General features: G+C 62.4%; 23 protein-coding genes. 1 reads left to right on the top strand and 22 read right to left on the bottom strand.

The window, feature by feature from the left end; genetic code table 11:
- Nucleotides 1–19: 19 nt before the first annotated feature.
- From P3T40_RS34815 to P3T40_RS34805, 3 genes are all read right to left on the bottom strand, one after another.
- Entirely contained in the window at nucleotides 20–1,399 is a 1,380-nt protein-coding gene (locus P3T40_RS34815; protein WP_429272245.1) for a cytochrome b, read from the bottom strand.
- Nucleotides 1,400–2,020: a ubiquinol-cytochrome c reductase iron-sulfur subunit gene (gene petA, locus P3T40_RS34810; RefSeq protein ID WP_429272310.1), complete on the bottom strand. Its 621-nt coding sequence runs from the start codon at nucleotides 2,018–2,020 to the stop codon at nucleotides 1,400–1,402.
- A gap of 208 nt (nucleotides 2,021–2,228) precedes the next feature.
- Nucleotides 2,229–2,975, bottom strand: coding sequence for a Nif3-like dinuclear metal center hexameric protein (locus P3T40_RS34805; RefSeq protein WP_429272244.1), 747 nt, complete (start codon nucleotides 2,973–2,975; stop codon nucleotides 2,229–2,231).
- 19 nt (nucleotides 2,976–2,994) lie between these two features.
- Between P3T40_RS34805 and P3T40_RS34800 the strand changes: the two genes are divergently transcribed.
- On the top strand, nucleotides 2,995–4,209 hold the full coding sequence (locus tag P3T40_RS34800) for a Do family serine endopeptidase (RefSeq protein ID WP_429272243.1): 1,215 nt from the start codon (nucleotides 2,995–2,997) through the stop codon (nucleotides 4,207–4,209).
- A 170-nt stretch (nucleotides 4,210–4,379) separates the two neighbouring features.
- Here P3T40_RS34800 and tatC read toward each other — a convergent pair whose 3' ends face one another.
- From tatC to P3T40_RS34705, 19 genes are all read right to left on the bottom strand, one after another.
- The gene (gene tatC / locus P3T40_RS34795) at nucleotides 4,380–5,162 is read right to left on the bottom strand and encodes a twin-arginine translocase subunit TatC (RefSeq protein ID WP_429272242.1); all 783 of its coding nucleotides are present in this window, start codon (nucleotides 5,160–5,162) and stop codon (nucleotides 4,380–4,382) included.
- A 34-nt stretch (nucleotides 5,163–5,196) separates the two neighbouring features.
- Entirely contained in the window at nucleotides 5,197–5,736 is a 540-nt protein-coding gene (tatB, locus tag P3T40_RS34790) for a Sec-independent protein translocase protein TatB (RefSeq protein WP_429272241.1), read from the bottom strand.
- Between the two features lie 38 nt (nucleotides 5,737–5,774).
- Nucleotides 5,775–6,014 (bottom strand): Sec-independent protein translocase subunit TatA, encoded by a 240-nt coding sequence (gene tatA / locus P3T40_RS34785; protein WP_074301476.1) that lies wholly within the window; start codon nucleotides 6,012–6,014, stop codon nucleotides 5,775–5,777.
- 272 nt (nucleotides 6,015–6,286) lie between these two features.
- A complete protein-coding gene (locus P3T40_RS34780; protein ID WP_429272240.1) occupies nucleotides 6,287–6,652 on the bottom strand; it encodes a histidine triad nucleotide-binding protein in 366 nt (121 codons plus the stop codon).
- Between the two features lie 42 nt (nucleotides 6,653–6,694).
- Nucleotides 6,695–7,090: a DUF4870 family protein gene (locus tag P3T40_RS34775; RefSeq protein WP_429272239.1), complete on the bottom strand. Its 396-nt coding sequence runs from the start codon at nucleotides 7,088–7,090 to the stop codon at nucleotides 6,695–6,697.
- Between the two features lie 37 nt (nucleotides 7,091–7,127).
- A complete protein-coding gene (locus P3T40_RS34770) occupies nucleotides 7,128–7,502 on the bottom strand; it encodes a phosphoribosyl-ATP diphosphatase (protein WP_429272238.1) in 375 nt (124 codons plus the stop codon).
- Nucleotides 7,499–7,909 (bottom strand): phosphoribosyl-AMP cyclohydrolase, encoded by a 411-nt coding sequence (gene hisI / locus P3T40_RS34765; RefSeq protein ID WP_429272237.1) that lies wholly within the window; start codon nucleotides 7,907–7,909, stop codon nucleotides 7,499–7,501. The genes P3T40_RS34770 and hisI overlap by 4 nt, the downstream gene beginning before the upstream one ends.
- A gap of 1 nt (nucleotide 7,910) precedes the next feature.
- On the bottom strand, nucleotides 7,911–8,684 hold the full coding sequence (hisF, locus tag P3T40_RS34760) for an imidazole glycerol phosphate synthase subunit HisF (RefSeq protein WP_429272309.1): 774 nt from the start codon (nucleotides 8,682–8,684) through the stop codon (nucleotides 7,911–7,913).
- A 291-nt stretch (nucleotides 8,685–8,975) separates the two neighbouring features.
- Nucleotides 8,976–9,728 carry a 1-(5-phosphoribosyl)-5-[(5-phosphoribosylamino)methylideneamino]imidazole-4-carboxamide isomerase gene (gene hisA / locus P3T40_RS34755; protein WP_074301471.1) on the bottom strand — a complete coding sequence of 251 codons (753 nt, stop codon included), beginning with the start codon at nucleotides 9,726–9,728 and terminating at the stop codon, nucleotides 8,976–8,978.
- A 216-nt stretch (nucleotides 9,729–9,944) separates the two neighbouring features.
- A complete protein-coding gene (gene hisH / locus P3T40_RS34750; RefSeq protein ID WP_429272236.1) occupies nucleotides 9,945–10,586 on the bottom strand; it encodes an imidazole glycerol phosphate synthase subunit HisH in 642 nt (213 codons plus the stop codon).
- Nucleotides 10,583–11,203, bottom strand: coding sequence for a YchE family NAAT transporter (locus P3T40_RS34745; RefSeq protein ID WP_429272235.1), 621 nt, complete (start codon nucleotides 11,201–11,203; stop codon nucleotides 10,583–10,585). Before P3T40_RS34745 ends, hisH begins: the two co-directional genes overlap by 4 nt.
- 46 nt (nucleotides 11,204–11,249) lie before the next feature.
- Nucleotides 11,250–11,837, bottom strand: coding sequence for an imidazoleglycerol-phosphate dehydratase HisB (hisB, locus tag P3T40_RS34740; protein ID WP_117338061.1), 588 nt, complete (start codon nucleotides 11,835–11,837; stop codon nucleotides 11,250–11,252).
- A gap of 94 nt (nucleotides 11,838–11,931) precedes the next feature.
- Nucleotides 11,932–13,002 carry a histidinol-phosphate transaminase gene (hisC, locus tag P3T40_RS34735; RefSeq protein ID WP_429272234.1) on the bottom strand — a complete coding sequence of 357 codons (1,071 nt, stop codon included), beginning with the start codon at nucleotides 13,000–13,002 and terminating at the stop codon, nucleotides 11,932–11,934.
- Between the two features lie 112 nt (nucleotides 13,003–13,114).
- Nucleotides 13,115–14,437 carry a histidinol dehydrogenase gene (gene hisD, locus P3T40_RS34730; protein ID WP_429272233.1) on the bottom strand — a complete coding sequence of 441 codons (1,323 nt, stop codon included), beginning with the start codon at nucleotides 14,435–14,437 and terminating at the stop codon, nucleotides 13,115–13,117.
- 77 nt (nucleotides 14,438–14,514) lie between these two features.
- Nucleotides 14,515–15,213: an ATP phosphoribosyltransferase gene (gene hisG / locus P3T40_RS34725; protein WP_429272232.1), complete on the bottom strand. Its 699-nt coding sequence runs from the start codon at nucleotides 15,211–15,213 to the stop codon at nucleotides 14,515–14,517.
- Complete coding sequence (gene murA, locus P3T40_RS34720) at nucleotides 15,210–16,472, bottom strand: UDP-N-acetylglucosamine 1-carboxyvinyltransferase (protein WP_429272231.1); 1,263 nt, start codon at nucleotides 16,470–16,472, stop codon at nucleotides 15,210–15,212. Before murA ends, hisG begins: the two co-directional genes overlap by 4 nt.
- 111 nt (nucleotides 16,473–16,583) lie before the next feature.
- Nucleotides 16,584–16,823 carry a BolA family protein gene (locus P3T40_RS34715; RefSeq protein ID WP_074262648.1) on the bottom strand — a complete coding sequence of 80 codons (240 nt, stop codon included), beginning with the start codon at nucleotides 16,821–16,823 and terminating at the stop codon, nucleotides 16,584–16,586.
- A 14-nt stretch (nucleotides 16,824–16,837) separates the two neighbouring features.
- Nucleotides 16,838–17,602, bottom strand: coding sequence for an ABC transporter permease (locus P3T40_RS34710; RefSeq protein ID WP_429272230.1), 765 nt, complete (start codon nucleotides 17,600–17,602; stop codon nucleotides 16,838–16,840).
- On the bottom strand, nucleotides 17,599–18,531 hold the full coding sequence (locus P3T40_RS34705; protein WP_429272229.1) for an ABC transporter ATP-binding protein: 933 nt from the start codon (nucleotides 18,529–18,531) through the stop codon (nucleotides 17,599–17,601). Before P3T40_RS34705 ends, P3T40_RS34710 begins: the two co-directional genes overlap by 4 nt.
- Nucleotides 18,532–18,567 lie beyond the last annotated feature (36 nt).

Below are 18,567 nucleotides of genomic sequence, written 5' to 3'. Positions count from 1 at the left end.
TTGTCTCCTTGGCCTGCGATTAGTGAGGCTTGAACCGCACCCGTTCGGGTGGTTGCTTGAAAGTGCCAAGCGGCGTCCAGAACGGCATGCCAAGGAAAAACGCGAAATAGACCAGCGCGCAGATCTGCGCAATCAGGGTCGCGGCGGGAGACGGCGGCTTGGTCCCGAGGAACGCCAACGTCAGAAAAACCAGCACGAAGATCCCGTAGAACACCTTGTGGAAGAACGGCCGGTAGCGGATCGACTTCACCGGCGAGCGATCCAGCCACGGCAGGAAGAACAGCGAAATCACCGCGCCGCCCATCACCACCACGCCCCAGAACTTCGACTGGGTGAAGTACATTGCCAGAATCACCAGTACGGCAAGTACCGGCAACCCCACCTTCCACTTACCGCGGGCCCGCACCAGTGCGAACAGCCCCAGCAGCGCGATCACGATCATCAGGACGATCTTGAACGGATCCGTGGTGGCGCGCAGCATCGCATAGAACGCCGTGAAGTACCACACCGGCGCGATTTCCGGCGGCGTCTGCAGCGGGTTGGCCGGGACGAAGTTGTTTGCCTCGAGGAAGTACCCGCCCATCTCCGGTGCGAAGAAGATGATCGCCGCGAAGATCAGCAGAAACACGGTGACGCCCATGAAATCGTGCACGGAGTAGTACGGGTGGAACGGGATGCCGTCGAGCGGAATGCCGTTCGCGTCCTTCTTCGCCTTGATCTCGATGCCGTCCGGGTTGTTCGAGCCCACTTCATGCAACGCCACGATGTGCGCAACCACCAGCCCGATCAGCACCAGCGGGATCGCGATCACGTGAAACGCGAAAAAGCGGTTCAGCGTGACGTCCGACACCACGTAGTCGCCGCGAATCCACAGTGAGAGGTCCGGGCCGATGAAGGGAATCGCCGAGAACAGGTTCACGATCACCTGGGCGCCCCAGAACGACATCTGGCCCCACGGCAGCAGGTAACCGAAGAACGCCTCGGCCATCAGGCACAGGAAGATCGCGCAGCCGAAGATCCACACCAGTTCGCGCGGCTTGCGGTACGAGCCGTACATCAGCCCGCGGAACATGTGCAGATAGACCACCACAAAGAACATCGACGCGCCCGTCGAGTGCATGTAACGGATCAGCCAGCCCCACGGCACCTCGCGCATGATGTACTCGACCGAGCCGAACGCGAGCATCGAATCGGGCTTGTAGTTCATGGTGAGGAAAATGCCGGTGACGATCTGATTGACCAGCACCAGCAATGCCAACGAGCCGAAGAAATACCAGAAGTTGAAGTTTTTCGGCGCGTAGTACTCGGAGACGTGCTTCTTCCACGTCGAGGTCATCGGAAAGCGGCGGTCGATCCAGCCGACCAGCCCGGTCGTCTCCACTTCGTGATCGATCGCCATTTACGCTTCTCCTTTCTCGTCCTTGCCGATCACGAGCTGGGTAGCCGACGTGAACATGTAGGGCGGGATGTCCAGGTTTTGCGGTGCAGGTTTGTTCTTGAAGACGCGGCCGGCCAGGTCATAGGTCGAGCCGTGGCACGGGCACAGGAAGCCGCCGGGCCAGTCGTCAGGAAGATTTGGCTGCGCGCCTTCCTGGAAACGCGGAGTCGGCGTGCAGCCCAGATGGGTGCATACGGCGACGGTAACTAACAGGTTCTTGTGATCGGGCCGCGAGCGGAATTCGTTGTTACAGTACGCCGGCAACGGCATCGAGAAGGGATGTTCGGTATGGGGATCGGCTACTTCGTTATCGGCTTTCTGGACGTCGGCGAGCATCCGGTCGGTGCGGTTGAGGATCCATACGGGCTTGCCGCGCCAGGCGACCGTCATCATCTCGCCCGGCTTCAGATTGGTAATATCGGCCTCGACCGGCGCGCCGGCGGCCTTGGCTTTTTCAGATGGTGCAAACGAACCAACAAAGGGTACGACAGTGGCAACGCCTCCTATGCCACCTGCTACGGTCGTCGCTATCAGCCACGTACGGCGGCCGCCATCGACGAGCTCATCATCTTTGTCTCGCATCACACGCCCCACTTCTGAGTTGGATTTTTCCTTCACGTCGCTTCTACCGAACGCTAGTTTGCTCGAATGGAGTCGTCATTTACAAGGCCCGAATGCCAAAAACCATGCGAAGTCTTTGATATCCAAGGGTTTCCCCGCACCAATCAGAAACTTTTTGGTCGTTCTTTTTAAGTGGGCCCTGCGTATTTCGTGCGTTTTAGTTCGGTAATCAGACTGGATTGTGGATATCGATAAACAGGTGTTCGATATCAAATGATTCCGACAGATGTGCACCGAGCGCCTGCACCCCGAACCGTTCGGTCGCATGGTGACCGGCGGCGAGAAACGCGACGCCGCTCTCCATCGAAGTATGCATGGTTTGTTCGGAGACCTCGCCGGTCAGGTAGACATCGGCGCCGGCTTCGATCGCCGCGTCGAAATAGCCTTGCGCGGCGCCCGTGCACCAGGCGACACGCCGCAGTTCGACGTCCGGATCGCCGAACACGAGCGGCGTGCGGCCGAGCGTCTCCTCCACCTGGGCGGTGAAGTGCGCGAGCGTGACCGGCATGGGCAGCGTGGCGATCCAGCCAATGTCGTTTTCGCCGAAACGCGCGTCGGCGATCCAGCCCATCTTCGCGCCAATCTGCGCGTTATTGCCGAACTCGGGATGGTCGTCGAGCGGCAGATGGTAGGCGAACAGGTTCAGGTCATTGGCCAGCAGCAGTTTCAGCCGCCCATATTCGCGGCCGGTAATTTGCGGCGGTTCATTGCGCCAGAAGTAGCCGTGATGGACCAGCACGGCGTCGGCACCCCAGTCGAGCGCAGCCTCCAGGAACGCCAATGAAGCGCTCACACCGGTGGCGATTTTATTGACCCGGCGGCGCCCCTCGACCTGCAGCCCGTTCGGGCAGTAGTCCTTGAAGCGCGCGGTTTCAAGGACTTTGTTCAAGTACAATTCAAGTTCGATCCGATCCATATAAACCTCTAATCTTCAGATGCTTAGACGCTTTTGGCTGTTCTTTGCCCAAGCGGTGACCGTGCTGTTGGCGCTGATGTTCATCATTGCGACCCTCAAACCGCAATGGCTGCAGCGACAAGGGCAATTCGGCAAGCAACTCGCCGAGCCGATCGTCGCACTGCGGGAGGTAGCGCCTGGCATCGGTAGCGGTCCTGCTCAGGCTTCCTATGCCGACGCCGCGCAGAAAGCATCGCCCGCGGTCGTCAATGTGTTCTCGAGCAAGGACGGGTCTTTGCCGCCCGACCCTCGGGCGAAAGACCCACTGTTTCGTTACTTCTTCGGCAACAAGAACAACAACAAACAGCAGGAGCAACCAGCCGCCAATCTGGGCTCGGGTGTCATAGTGAGTTCGGAAGGTTACATTCTAACGAACCAGCACGTGGTCGACGGCGCGGATCAGATTGAAATTGCGCTCGCCGACGGCCGCACGACCACCGCCAAGGTGATCGGCGTCGATCCGGAGACCGATCTGGCGGTCCTCAAGGTCAACCTCACCAACCTGCCTACGATCACGCTCGGCCGCATGGACCAGACGCGCGTGGGCGACGTGGTACTGGCGATCGGCAACCCGTTCGGCGTCGGTCAGACGGTGACCATGGGCATCGTCAGCGCGCTCGGCCGCAATCACCTCGGCATCAATACGTTCGAAAACTTCATTCAGACCGACGCGGCCATCAACCCCGGAAACTCGGGCGGCGCGCTCGTTGACGTGAACGGCAACCTGCTCGGCATCAACACCGCCATCTATTCACGCTCGGGCGGCTCGCTCGGGATCGGTTTTGCGATCCCCGTGTCGACGGCGCGCAGCGTGTTGGAGAGCATTATCACGACCGGCTCGGTGACGCGCGGCTGGATCGGCGTCGAGCCGCAGGATGTCACGCCAGAGATTGCCGAGTCGTTCGGGCTCGACCAGAAGTCGGGCGCGATCGTCGCCGGGGTCCTGAAGAACGGCCCGGCGGACCGTGCCGGCATCAAGCCGGGCGACATTCTGGTCAGCGTGGACGGTCAGGACATCACCGATACGACGCGCCTTTTGAACCTCATCGCGCAGATCAAGCCGGGCTCCAACGCGAAGATCCATCTGGTGCGCAAAAACCGCGAGCTGGACTTGGAGGTGATGATCGGCAAGCGTCCGCCACCGCCGAAGCAGCCTGCCGACGACAGCGGCGATCAGGATGACGACGGCGGTTAAGCAAAGCTCAAAATCCGCCAAACAAAAAGGGCAGTCCGTGATTGGACTGCCCTTTTTGTATCTTGATGCCACTGAACTCAAAGCATGCGAGGCGCGCTGCGCCACGAATAGGCCCGGCCAGGCGGCTCCGGCAGGCTAGCGCCAACCTCGCCCTAGCCTTAGTCTCACCCTCAACTCGCCGCCGACTCCTCTTCGTCGACCTTTTCAACCTGCTTGCCGACAATCAGCCGCGCCGCGATGATCCCCGCCTCGTACAACACGATCAGCGGCACCGCGAGAATCAGCTGCGAAAACACGTCAGGCGGGGTCACCACAGCCGACACCACAAACGCCCCGACGATCACATACGGACGGATCTGGCGCAGCTTCTTGACCGTCAGAATGCCCATCCGGACCAGTAGCACGACAACGATCGGGACCTCGAAGGTCACCCCGAACGCGATGAACATGGTCAACACGAAACTTAGATAGTTGTCGATATCCGTGTTCATCGCCGCGCCAAGCGGCGCGTTGTAGTGCGCCATCACGCGGAAGATGGTCGGAAACACCACGAAGTACGCGAACGCCATGCCGCACAGAAACAGGATGTAGCTGCTGCCCACCAGCGGCACGACCAGCTTCTTCTCATGCTGGTAGAGCCCCGGCGCGACGAACGCCCAGATCTGGTACAGCACGACCGGCAGCGCGATGACGAGCGCAACCATCATGGTTACCTTCATCGGCACGAAGAACGAGCCGGTGACGTCGGTCACGATCAGCTTGCCGTCCTTCGGCAGATTCATCATCAAGGGCCGCGCGAGCAGCTTGAAGATGTCCGGCGCCCAGTAGACGAGCCCGAGAAACACCACGATGACGGAGATGCCGGCGCGGATGATGCGGTCGCGCAGTTCGACGAGATGCGAGATGAAGGTCTCTTCAGTGCCTTCGCTCTGGGTTTGCTGGGGGTCGCTCACACCGGCCCTCGGTAGGAGATTATCGTTAGAGTCATCAGAAGAAGCGCGTCGGCCGGCGCAGGCTCACCGGCGTATGACGCGCCACGCGCGCTGCGCCCGACTGCACACGCGTACGGCGCGTGGTGGCGCGCTTGTACCACGTTGGCATGGCCGTTTGCTTGACGCGCCAGTTCTTGCGTTTAGGCGCAGCGGCGGCAGGCGCGCTGCGCCAAGACGTCGAACTGGACGTGCTGCCGCTCCCCGCGGCACTTTCCAGCGAACCGCCGGCAATGCTAGGGCTCACCGACGAGCCTGAGTTCCAGGCCTCATTCAGCTCGGTCTCATGCTTGCGCAGATTGTCGTGAACGCTTGTTTCAACGTTGCTCGCCGCCGTTTCGAACTCGGTCTTCATGCGACGCAATTCGTCGAGCTCAATTTCACGCGTGACTTCGGCCTTCACGTCGTTGATATAGCGCTGCGCGCGACCGAACAGCGCCCCCGCCGTGCGGGCGACGCGCGGCAGCCGCTCCGGCCCGAGTACGACCAGCGCGACGACGCCGATCAGCGCCATCTTGGTTAGACCGAGGTCCAGCATGAAGTGGGGTTCCCGTCAGTACGCGGATGGACCGCGGCTTAGCGGTAGTCGCTCGAGCGCGGCGTCTTTTCTTTTGCGTCGACGTCGACCGTGTCGGTACGCGGCAGTTCGCGCTGTTGCGCGTCGCCCGCCGGTGTCTCCGCTTCTTTCATGCCTTCCTTGAAGCCCTTCACTGCGCCGCCCAGATCGGTGCCGATATTGCGCAATTTCTTCGTGCCGAATACCAGTGCCACGATCAGCAAAACAATCAGCCAGTGCCAAATACTCAACGAACCCATGACTACTCTCCTTAACCCCGACATCGCGTTTGCACGCGTCGAACATCTGCGCCTTTACGGCCCGAATCGAAGCGCGTACGCCTCATCTATACGTTGCCGCCGCTGCTTCAGATCCGGCAGAGCGGCTCTGCGCGTGATTGTGTCCAGACAATCGCGACGGCGTCATTACATCGCAAGAGGAAAAACACCTTTGCCTCACCGACCGCCATCATACGCAGTTCAATACGCCCCTTGAACGCGACGTAACCGCCGGCGTTCGCGGCCCCCGGCCCTTACCCCATCCGTTGCCACGGACGCGGCCCAGCCAGAATATGCGCATGCAGGTGGTACACCTCCTGACCGCCGCCCGGCCCGGTATTGATCACCGTGCGAAAGCCGGTCTCGCCGCCGGTGTAGGCCACCCCGAGCTGATCGGCAAGACGCCCCACCAATACAAGCATTCTACCAAGCAGCGGTGCATCGCTTTCGCTGCAGTTCGACAGGGTTTCGATGTGCTTGCGCGGAATCACCAGCACATGGGTCTCGGCCGCCGGACGGATGTCGCGAAAGGCGACGAACTCGTCGTCCTCGTGGACTTTGGTAGACGGAATCTCGCCCGAGGCGATCTTGCAGAAAAGGCAATTTGAGTCGTGGCTCATGGGTGTCCTGAAGCGCAAACGTACGGGCGGGGGAACCTGGCCTCAGAACCACGCCCGCGGATTCAGCAGCGGCTTGTTATCGTACAGATACAGCCAGCCCTTGATGATACGGTACAACATCCAGATACCGACAGCCCACAGGATCGGAATTCCAATCACAACGAAAAACAGCAGGCCGCCAATCAGGTAGCCGAGCATGCACCACCAGAACGTGCGCATCTGCCACTGGAAGTGCGCTTCATACGGCGTGCCTACGACGTCCGGCCGCTTCACATAATTGATGATGATGGCGATCAACACCGAGATGCCACCTGTCAGCCAGTAGACCGCGTAGAGCGCGTACAGGACGTGCGTCAGCGTGCGCGCGCCGCGTTCGCGGTCGGATTCGAGGGCATTGCGGTACGACGGCGGCGGATATCCGCCTTGCGACTGTTCCATGTTTGCGTCCTCCTTCCTATTGGCGGTCAGTTGGCGTTCAATCGCCCTTCTGCTCGCGTTCGCGGCTCTTACGCAGCGCTTTCTCTTCGATCCCGGACATGCCTTCGCGGCGCTCGAGCTCGGCGAGCACGTCGGCCGGACTCAGATCGAAGTGCGACAGCATCACGAGGCAATGGAACCAGAGATCGGCCACTTCGCCGACCAACGCGGTGGGCGCGCCGCCCTGGCGCACGTCCTTGGCGGCAAGCACGACTTCAGTCGCTTCTTCGCCGATCTTCTTCAGGACCGCGTCGTCGCCCTTGTGGAACAGGCGCGACACATACGATACGTCGGGATCGCCGCCCTTGCGGCCGTCAATGACTGCGGCGAGGCGCAGCAGGGTATCGTTCGTCGATTCGGAGTTTTGCGTCATTTGTAGATGTGTTCGGGGTCTTTCAGGACAGGCTCGACTGCGATCCAGTCGCCGTCGTCGACCGTCCCTTCGAATTTCTGGAAAAAGCACGAATGGCGGCCGGTGTGGCAAGCAATGCCCGACACCTGCTCGACCTTCAGCAGCACGACGTCTTCGTCGCAGTCGAGCCGCACTTCATGCACATGCTGCACGTGGCCGGACTCCTCACCCTTGAACCACAGCCGCTGACGCGAGCGCGAGAAATACACCGCGTGGCCGGTCTCGACCGTCTTGGCGAGCGCCTCACGGTTCATCCACGCGAACATCAGCACGTCGTTGCTCGAGGCTTCCTGCGCGATCACCGGCACGAGGCCGTTCGCGTCCCACTTCACTTTGTCGAGCCAATCCACAGCAGTAGGGTTCACCACGTCACAACCTCACCGAAATGCCTTGATCGGCCATGAAGCGCTTGGCTTCGCTAACCGTGTGTTCGCCGTAGTGGAAAATGCTGGCGGCCAGCACGGCGTCTGCGTGGCCGTCCTTGATGCCGTCTGCCAGATGCTGCAGCGAGCCGACGCCGCCCGAGGCGATCACCGGAATCGACACGGCGTCCGACACGGCGCGCGTGAGCGCCAGGTCGAAGCCGCTCTTGGTGCCGTCGCGGTCCATGCTGGTGAGCAGGATTTCGCCCGCGCCGAGTTCGGCCATCTTGCGCGCCCATTCGACCGCTTCCAGCCCGGTCGCCTTGCGCCCGCCGTGCGTGAAGACTTCCCAGCGCGGCGTTTCACCGTCGGCGGAGACGCGCTTGGCGTCGATCGCGACCACGATGCACTGCGAGCCGTACTTATCCGTCGCGTCGCGCACCAGTTGCGGGTTCGCGACCGCCGACGAGTTCATGCTGATCTTGTCCGCGCCGGCGTTCAAGAGACGGCGCACGTCTTCGACCGCGCGCACGCCGCCGCCAACCGTCAAGGGAATGAAGACCTGCGAGGCCACCGCTTCGATGATCGGCAGGATCAGATCGCGCTGGTCGGAGGTGGCGGTGATGTCGAGAAAGGTGAGTTCGTCGGCGCCCTGCTCGTCGTAGCGACGGGCAATTTCCACCGGATCGCCGGCATCGCGCAGTTCGACGAAGTTGACACCCTTGACCACGCGGCCAGCCGTGACGTCGAGACAGGGGATGATGCGTTTAGCTAGAGCCATGATCTTGCAAATTCTGCCAATACCGCTGATGAGGCCGCTCATACCGGAGCGGCGCAATGCCGGCGCGCGTTGCCGTGCCGGGCTGGCCTGGATGGCCGGAATGGTCCAGATCGACTGGAACGTCCGTTTCGGCCCTGGAAAACCGGGCTGGCCTGCTTGTTGACCCGGTTGGTTGCCCGGGCTCACCTGAAAAGCCTGGAACGCCGAACAAACGTTGACGGCCGGCGCCGCCTTCAGCCTGGGGCCGAAACCCCGCGCCACCACGCGTTCGCGCCGCGGCGCTAAAGCCCGTCAGGCGTCGTCCGATTCGCGCAGCTTGTCGGCGAGTGTCTGGGCGGCCGCAAAGTCGAGGTCGCCCGAATAGATGGCGCGACCGCAGATCACGCCTTCGATGCCTTCGACTTCGACTTCGCACAGCGCCTCGATGTCGGCGAGATTCGACAGGCCGCCGCTCGCGATCACCGGAATCTTCACCGCACGCGCAAGGCGCACCGTCGCTTCGATGTTAATACCTTGCAGCATGCCGTCGCGGCCGATGTCGGTGTAGATGATCGACTCGCAGCCGTAGTCCTCGAACTTGCGCGCGAGGTCGGCGACTTCGTGGCCGGTCAGCTTGCTCCAGCCGTCGGTGGCCACCTTGCCGTCCTTCGCGTCGAGCCCGACGATGATATGGCCGCCGAACGCCGTGCAGGCGTCCTGCAGGAAGCCCGGATTCTTCACCGCCGCCGTGCCGATGATCACGTACGACAGACCGTCGTCCAGATAGCGCTCGATCGTATTCAGGTCGCGGATGCCGCCGCCCAGCTGGACGGGAATCTCACCCCCGACTTCCTCGATGATCGCGCGAATCGCGTCTTCGTTCTTCGGCTTACCAGCAAATGCTCCATTGAGGTCGACGAGGTGCAGGCGCCGGGCACCGCGGTCGACCCAATGTCGGGCCATCGCCGCCGGTTCCTCGGAAAAAATCGTCGCCTGGTCCATGTCGCCCTGTTTGAGGCGTACACACTGACCATCTTTCAGGTCGATGGCGGGAATCAGCAGCATAGCAATCGGGTCTAGTCAGGGAAGAAGGTTTAAAGTCGGGCGGCGCCGGGAAGCCATAAGCCTGCTCGCGCATCGTTTCGCTAGTTTAGTACAACTCGTTCAGGAGCCCTGCGCACGTACATTGGGCACAGGGATGCAACAAAGACGCAGCTCCGGCGGCCACCACGATACGAGTCAGGCGGGAGACGGCAGCACGGGACTGGAGACGGTTGGCGCTCACGGGTTCCAGTGCACGAAGTTTCGATACACACGCAGGCCCGCTTCGGCGCTCTTTTCCGGATGGAATTGGGTTGCAAAGATGTTATCCCGCGCCACCGCCGAGGTAAAGGGCACACCGTACACGGTCTCGCCCGACGTATGCGCCGCGTTGTCCGGCCGTACGTAATAGCTGTGCACGAAGTAGAAGAAGCTGCCGTCCGCAACGCCGTCCCAGAGCGGGTGCGGCAGGGTCTGACGAACGCGGTTCCAGCCCATCTGCGGCACCTTGAAGCGCGAGCCGTCATCCTGCAACTGGCCTTCCAGGTCAAAACGCAGCACCTTGCCGGGCAACAGGCCGAGTCCGCGCGTGTCGCCCTCGGCGCTCCAGTCGAACAGCATCTGCTCGCCCACGCACACGCCCATCAGCGGCTTGCTGCGCGACGCTTCGATGACCGCTTCCTGCAAGCCGGATTCGCCGAGGCTGCGCATGCAATCAGGCATCGCGCCCTGGCCGGGCAGCACCACACGGTCCGCCGCGCGGATCGCTTCCGGCTGGTCGACGATCGCCACGTCCACTTCCGGCGCGGCCTTCCTCAACGCCTGGGCGACCGAACGCAGGTTGCCCATTCCGTAATCCACAATCGCAATCGAAGTTTTCATTTCAAGTTAGGCAGTAACGCCTTCAGACCGTCGACGATGAATTCCACCGCCAGCGCCGACAACATCAAACCCATGAGCCGCGTGCCGATATTGATGCCCGTTTGCCCCACCCAGCGGGCGATCGGTTCAGCGAGCCGCAGCGAAAAAAAGCAGATCGCCGCCAGCACGGCACCGATAACAATAAGACTAATCCGGTCGTACCAATGCGGCGAGTGAGCCGCGTAAATGATCACCGTGCTGATGGCGCCCGGCCCCGTCAGCAACGGAATCGCGAGCGGCACCACCGCGACGTTATCCTTCTGCTCGGCCTCGTGACGCTCTTCCGGCGTCGAACGGCTATTGCCGATCTGCGCATTCAGCATGTTGATGGCCATTAGCAGCATGATGATCCCGCCGCCCACCTGCAGCGATCCGACCGAGATGCCGAAGAAGCTGATGATCTGCTGTCCGAGCAGCGTCGTCACCGCAATCACGAAGAACACCGACACCGCAGCAATCCGGATCGTCCTGCGCCGCTCGCCGTCCGACTGCTGGGCCGTGAGGCTCATAAAGAACGGAATGGCGCCGACCGGATTGATTAGCGCCAGCAGCGAGATGAACGACTTGAGGATATCCATCGCAAGCCGGGCTCACGCAATGCGCGCCCGGTCCGGTTAGTCTGGCTTACAGGCTACCCTTGGTCGACGGAATTTGCCCCGCCGCGCGTTCATCCAGTTCCACTGCCATGCGCAAGGCCCGTCCAAACGCCTTGAACACTGTTTCCATCTGATGATGGGCGTTCAGGCCGCGCAGGTTGTCGATATGGAGCGTCACGCCGGCGTGGTTCACAAAGCCGCGGAAAAATTCGATGGAGAGATCGACGTCAAACGTCCCGATGCGCGCGCGCGTGAACGGCACGTGGAATTCGAGGCCCGGGCGACCGGAGAAATCGATCACGACGCGCGACAGCGCTTCGTCCAGCGGCACGTAAGAGTGACCGTAGCGACGGATGCCCTTCTTGTCGCCGACCGCCTTCGCGACCGCCTGGCCCAGCGTGATGCCGACGTCTTCGACCGTGTGATGGTCATCGATATGCGTGTCGCCATGCGCTTCGATGTCGAGATCGATCAACCCATGCCGCGCAATCTGGTCGAGCATATGGTCGAGAAACGGCACACCGGTGGCCAGCTTTTGCTTGCCGGTGCCGTCCAGATTGATCTTGATACGGATCTGCGTTTCGCTAGTGTCGCGAACGACTTCCGCCTGGCGCATGGTAATTCCTCGAATCTGACTATGAAAGATGGGGAGTTGGGGGAACGCCAAGCGCCGCGCCCGCTGTACGGTGCGCAGCGCGACGGCACGCCGTTTAATGCAGCACGAGTTTCAGTGCGGCCAGCAGTTGCGCGTTTTCTTCAGGGGAACCGACCGTCAGACGCACGCAATTCGCCAGCAATGGATGCATTTTACTCACGTTTTTGATCAAAACCCGTGCAGTAAGCAGCGTTTCGAACATAACGGATGCATCAGGTACCCGCACCAGCAGGAAGTTGCCCGCGCTCGGGAACACTTCGGCGCCGGGCAACTGGCCGACGGCCTGGGCCAGTTTCGTGCGTTCTTCGCGCAATTGCGCGGCCTGCGCGTCGAGCACGTCGAGGTGATCGAGCAGGAAATCGGCGGTGGCCTGGGTCAGCACATTGACGTTGTAGGGCGGGCGCACCTTGTCGAATTCGGTCAGCCAGGCCGCGCGTCCGACCAGATAGCCGAGGCGAATGCCGGCGAGACCAAGCTTCGAGACCGTGCGCATCACGACCACGTTGTCAAACGCGTCGGCGCGCGGCAGCCAGCTTTGCTGCGCGAACGGCTGATACGCCTCGTCGATCACCACCAGGCTCTTGTCCGCGGCGGCGATGATGCGCTCCATGTCGGCGTCGTCGTACAGCGTGCCGGTCGGATTGTTCGGATACGCCAGGTAGACGATCGCCGGCTGATGCTCGGCGATGGCGGCGAGCATCGCTGCGGTGTCGAGCGTGAAATCGGCCTTGAGTGGGACGCCGACGAATTCCAGGTTCGCCAGTTTGGCCGACAACTGGTACATCACGAAGCCCGGCACCGGCGCGAGCACCTTGGCGCCCGGCTTGGCACAGGCCATCGACACCATGCTGATGATCTCGTCCGAGCCGTTGCCCAGCAGCACTTCGCAGTTGGCCGGCACGCCCATGGCGCGTTTGATCTTTTCAAGCAGCGCTTCCGGGCGTGGCGCCGGATAGCGGTTCAGCGCGACACCGGCCAGACGCTCGCCGAGTTGCGCGGCGAGCGCCGTCGGCAAGGAAAACGGGTTTTCCATCGCGTCGAGCTTCACAAAGCCCGTTGCGTCCGGAACGGGATAGCTCGTCATCGCGAGCACGTCGCGGCGAATGATGTCTTGAGGTGTCGTCATGGATGGGCGGACTGTTCCGTACAACGGACCAGTCATGCAAGGGCGGCGCGAGAGCCGCCCCGGTTGGTCAAGGTCGATGAGGCGCCGGCTGGGTTACATCAGCCTGGCGCGTTCAGCCGTTCTGCTTCATCCGGTATTCGGCGCTGCGGGCATGCGCCTGCAGTCCTTCGCCATATGCGAGTTCCGCGGCGATCTCGCCGAGCGTCTGCGCGCCTTCCGCGCTGACTTCGATCACGCTCGAGCGCTTGAAGAAATCGTAGACGCCAAGCGGCGAGGAGAACCGTGCGGTACGCGACGTAGGCAGCACGTGATTCGGCCCCGCGCAGTAGTCGCCGAGGCTTTCGCTGGTGTAGCGGCCAAGGAAGATCGCGCCAGCATGGCGGATCAGCTTGCCCCATTGGTGCGGCTCCAGCGCGGAAATCTCGAGGTGTTCCGGGGCGATGTCGTTGGCGATCGCGCAGGCTTCGGCCATGTCGCGCACCTTGATCAGTGCGCCGCGCCCTTCCAGCGAGGCGCGGATCACGTCGCGCCGCGGCATGGCGGGCAGCAGTTCGTTGATCGCGTCATGCACGCGGGCAATGAAGGCGTCGTCGGGGCACAGCAGGATGGATTGCGCGAGCTCGTCGTGCTCGGCCTGCGAGAACAGGTCCATGGCGACCCAGCGCGGATCCGTCGTGCCGTCGCACAGCACCAGGATCTCCGAGGGACCGGCGATCATGTCGATGCCCACGGTGCCAAACACGCGGCGCTTGGCCGACGCGACATACGCGTTGCCCGGGCCGCAGATCTTGTCGACTGCGGGCACGGTAGCGGTACCGTAAGCCAAAGCGCCGACAGCCTGCGCGCCGCCAATAGTGAACACGCGGTCAACCCCGCCCAGCAGCGCCGCCGCCAATACCAGCGGATTCTTCACACCATCCGGCGTCGGCACGACCATGACGATTTCGCGCACGCCGGCTACCCGCGCCGGGATCGCGTTCATCAACACCGACGACGGATACGCGGCCTTGCCGCCCGGCACATAGATGCCGGCGCGGTCCAAAGGCGTGACCTTCTGGCCCAGCACGGTGCCGTCGGATTCGGTGTACTGCCAGCTATGGCTGCCGCATTCGATCTTCTGCTTCTCGTGATACCCGCGCACGCGTGCCGCGGCGGCTTCAAGCGCAGCCCGGCGGCGCGGATCGAGCCCTTCCAGGGCGGCTTCGAGTTCCGACATCGGCAATTCGAGCGCAGCGACACTCGACGCTGCGAGACGGTCGAAGCGGTTGGTGTACTCGAGCACGGCGGCGTCGCCGCGAGCCTTCACGTCGGCCAGAATCTGCGCGACCGATTGTTCGATCGCTTCGTCCTCGCTCGCCTCGAACGCGAGCACCGCGTGCAACGCCTTGTGGAATTCGGGAGCGCTGGAATCGAGTTTGCGAATCTTGATAGACATGCTGGTATCCGTTTCGGTAAGGCGCGCCTGATGCCCTTCAAACAACATCAGACGGCATCTGGCACCTGCAGGCGCTCTCAGGCCGCCGCATCGGCGCGCCGCGACGCGCGTTCGAACGCGTCGAGGAACGGCCGCAACGCGGCGCGCTTGAGCTTGAGCGCCGCCTGGTTCACAACGAGGCGCGACGAGATCTGCATGATCTCCTCCACCTCGACAAGATTGTTCGCACGCAGCGTGCCGCCCGAGCTGACCAGGTCGACGATCGCGTCCGCGAGGCCCACCAGCGGTGCGAGTTCCATCGAACCGTACAGCTTGATCAGGTCGACGTGCACACCCTTCGCGGCGAAATGCTGGCGCGCGGTTTCCACATATTTGGTTGCCACCCGCAGACGCGCCCCTTGGCGCACCGCGTTCTCATAATCGAAGCCCGCCGCCACGGCGACCGACATCCGGCAACGCGCGATGTCGAGGTCCACCGGCTGGTACAGGCCGCTGCCGCCATGTTCGAGCAGCACGTCCTTGCCCGCCACGCCGAAATCGGCTGCGCCGTATTCGACATAGGTCGGCACATCGGTGGCGCGCACGATGATCACGCGCAGGTTCGCATCGGTGGTCGGCAGGATCAGCTTGCGCGAAGTTTCCGGGTCTTCGGCGACCTGGACGCCGGCTGCCTCGAGCAGCGGCAACGTCTCTTCGAAGATACGCCCTTTTGACAGTGCTAGCGTGAGCGGCGCGCTCACCGCCGTCGAGGACGAGGTTTGCGGCAGCGCGCTCATGCCTGGCTCCCCGCAATACGGCGTACCTTCGCGCCCACGGCCGTCAGCTTCGACTCCATGCGGTCATAGCCACGATCGAGGTGATAAATGCGGTCGATCAGCGTTTCGCCGTCGGCACACAAACCAGCGATCACGAGGCTCGCCGACGCGCGCAGGTCGGTGGCCATGACCTTGGCGCCCGATAGCTTGTCGACGCCGCTTACGAGCGCCGTGTTGCCGTCAATCGTGATGCTGGCGCCCAGGCGGTTCAGTTCCTGCACGTGCATGAAGCGGTTTTCGAAAATCGTCTCGACCACTTGCGACGTGCCGTTGGCAATCGCGTTGAGCGCCATGAATTGCGCCTGCATGTCGGTCGGGAAAGCCGGGTACTCGGAAGTGCGCACGCCTACGGCATGCGGACGCTGGTCCATGCGCACGCGCATCCAGTCGTCGCCCTCTTCGATCGTCACACCGGCTTCGCGCAGCTTTTCCGTCACGGCTTCGAGGATCAGCGGACGTACCTTGCGCAGGATCACATCGCCGCCGGCGGCCGCGACCGCGCACAGGAACGTGCCCGCTTCGATACGATCCGGAATCACCGTATGCTTCGCGCCGTGCAGCTTGTCGACGCCGTGGATCACCAGACGGTCCGTGCCGATGCCGTCGATCTGCGCGCCCATTTCGACGAGCAGGTGCGCAAGGTCGCCCACTTCCGGCTCGCGCGCGGCGTTCTCGATCACGGTCTCGCCTTCGGCCAGTACCGCTGCCATCAGCAGGTTCTCGGTACCGGTGACGGTGATCATGTCGGTCACGATACGCGCGCCCTTCAGGCGCTTCGCGCGGGCTTCGATGAAGCCGTGCTCGATCGTGATCTCCGCGCCCATCGCCTGCAGGCCCTTGATATGCTGGTCGACCGGTCGCGCGCCGATGGCGCAGCCGCCCGGCAGCGACACCTTCGCCTCGCCGAAGCGCGCGAGCAGCGGCCCCAGCACGAGGATCGAGGCGCGCATCGTCTTCACCAGTTCGTACGGTGCGACGAGGTTGTCGACCTTCGACGCGTCGAGCGACACCCGTCCCGCGCCTGCTTCGGTCCGCACACCCATCTGGTTGAGTAGCTTGAGCGTGGTGCGCACGTCTTGCAGGTCCGGCACGTTCTCGAGATGAACCGGCTCCGCGCTCAGCAAGCCCGCACACAGGATCGGCAAGGCGGCGTTCTTCGCCCCCGACACAACGATCTCACCGGCCAGCCGCTGGCCGCCTTCAATGACGAGTTTGTCCATACCTGTCAGTTCCTGATCGATCCGGCTTTGTACCGGGGCTGCATTGCTTTCTGCGGCGGCGCCACTACCGGCCTCGCGCCTGTCTTGTGTAATTCGCACTAACGTTCCAGATTACGCGTTTTGCCATTCGGCGGGCGTCAGCGTCTTCATGCTGAGCGCGTGGATTTCTTCGCGCATGCGGTCGCCGAGCGCCGCATACACGAGTTGATGGCGTTGGATCAGCCGCTTGCCTTCGAAGCTCGGAGACACGATGGTCGCAAAGAAATGCTGACCGTCGCCTTCGACTTCGAGATGCTCGCAGGCGAGCCCAACCGCGATGTATTGCTTGACCTGTTCGGGAGTCGGTAACATGAGAAAGCTCCTCGTCAGTGGCGCAGTTTGAAACCGGAGGCGAGCATGCGCATCGCCACCACGGCCAGCACCACGAAGAAACCGGCGACGATGGCCAGGCTCACGAGCGGATCGATATCCGAAACCCCGAAGAAACCGTAGCGAAAGCCGTCGATCATGTAGAAAAAAGGATTGAGCCGCGACACTTCGCGCCACACCGGCGGCAGCGTGTGCGTCGAGTAGAACACGCCCGACAGGAACGTGAGCGGCATGATCAGAAAATTCTGGAACGCGGCGAGCTGATCGAACTTCTCGGCCCAGATGCCGGCGATCAGACCAAGCGTGCCGAGAATCCCTGCGCCCAGCACCGCAAAGGCGATGATGATCAACGGCGCGCTGAAGCTGAGCGGCACGAACCAGATCGTCACGATAAACACGCCGAATCCGACCGCCAGCCCGCGCACCACCGAAGCCAGCACATATGCGCAGTACATCTCATAGTGGGACAACGGCGGCAGTAGCACGAACACCAGGTTGCCGGTGATTTTCGACTGGATTAGAGACGACGAACTGTTGGCGAACGCGTTCTGCAACACGCTCATCATCACGAGGCCCGGGATCAGGAAGCTCGTGTACTCGACGCCCGGGTAGACCTGCACATGGCCGCGCAGCGCGTGGCCGAAAATCGTCAGGTACAGCAGCGCGGTGATCACCGGAGCCAGAACGGTCTGGAACGCGACCTTCCAGAAACGCAGAATTTCCTTGTAAAACAGCGTGCGAAATCCACCAAAGCCGCTCATGCAAGCCCCTCGATCACTTCCGGACCGTTCATCACCTGAACAAAAACATCTTCGAGGTCGGCCTTGCGCACCTCGACTTCTTCCAACTTGCAACCTGCGTTGCGGCATTGCGCGAGAATCCGCTCGACGTCGTCATAGCTCGCGAGACGCAGCAGATGTTGCCGGCCATTGCCGTTGCCCGCGCCGGACTCGACTTCGAGCGGCCGCAATTCGGACGGCAGCACGCCCTCGGTAAAACGCAGGAACAGTTGCATGCCCGCGAAGCGTTGCAGCAGCGTGCTGGTGCGCTCGAGCGCGACCACTTCGCCGCGCCGCAACATCGCAATCCGGTCGCACAGCGATTCCGCTTCTTCCAGATAGTGCGTGGTCAGGACAATCGTGTGGCCCTCGCGATTCAGGCGCGAGATGAACTTCCACAACGTTTGACGCAGCTCGACATCGACGCCCGCGGTCGGCTCATCGAGCACGATCACCGGCGGCCGGTGTACCAGCGCCTGCGCGACCAGCACGCGGCGCTTCATCCCGCCTGACAGGGCGCGCATGTTGGCGTCGGCTTTTTCGGTGAGGTCGAGGTTGGCCATCACCTCGTCGATCCACGCGTCGTTGTGGCGCAGGCCGTAATAGCCGGACTGGATGCGCAAGGTCTCGCGCACCGTGAAGAACGGGTCGAACACGAGTTCTTGCGGCACGACGCCGAGCGCCCTGCGGGCGTCACGGAAATCGGTGACGACGTCGTGGCCGCGGACCGCGATGTTGCCTTCATCGGCGCGCGCGAGACCGGCGAGGATGCTGATAAGCGTCGTCTTGCCGGCGCCGTTCGGACCGAGCAGTCCGAAAAACTCGCCTTCTTCCACCGTGAGGCTGACGCCCTTGAGCGCCTGAAGATCTTTGTAGCGTTTCTTGACGTTACGAATTTCTATGGCTGGCATGACTGTGCGCCGCTTTGGATCACGGCGCCTGATAGG

Source organism: Paraburkholderia sp. EB58, from assembly GCF_050436665.1.
Taxonomy (GTDB): domain Bacteria; phylum Pseudomonadota; class Gammaproteobacteria; order Burkholderiales; family Burkholderiaceae; genus Paraburkholderia.
This window is presented reverse-complemented; position numbering and strand designations above follow the sequence as displayed.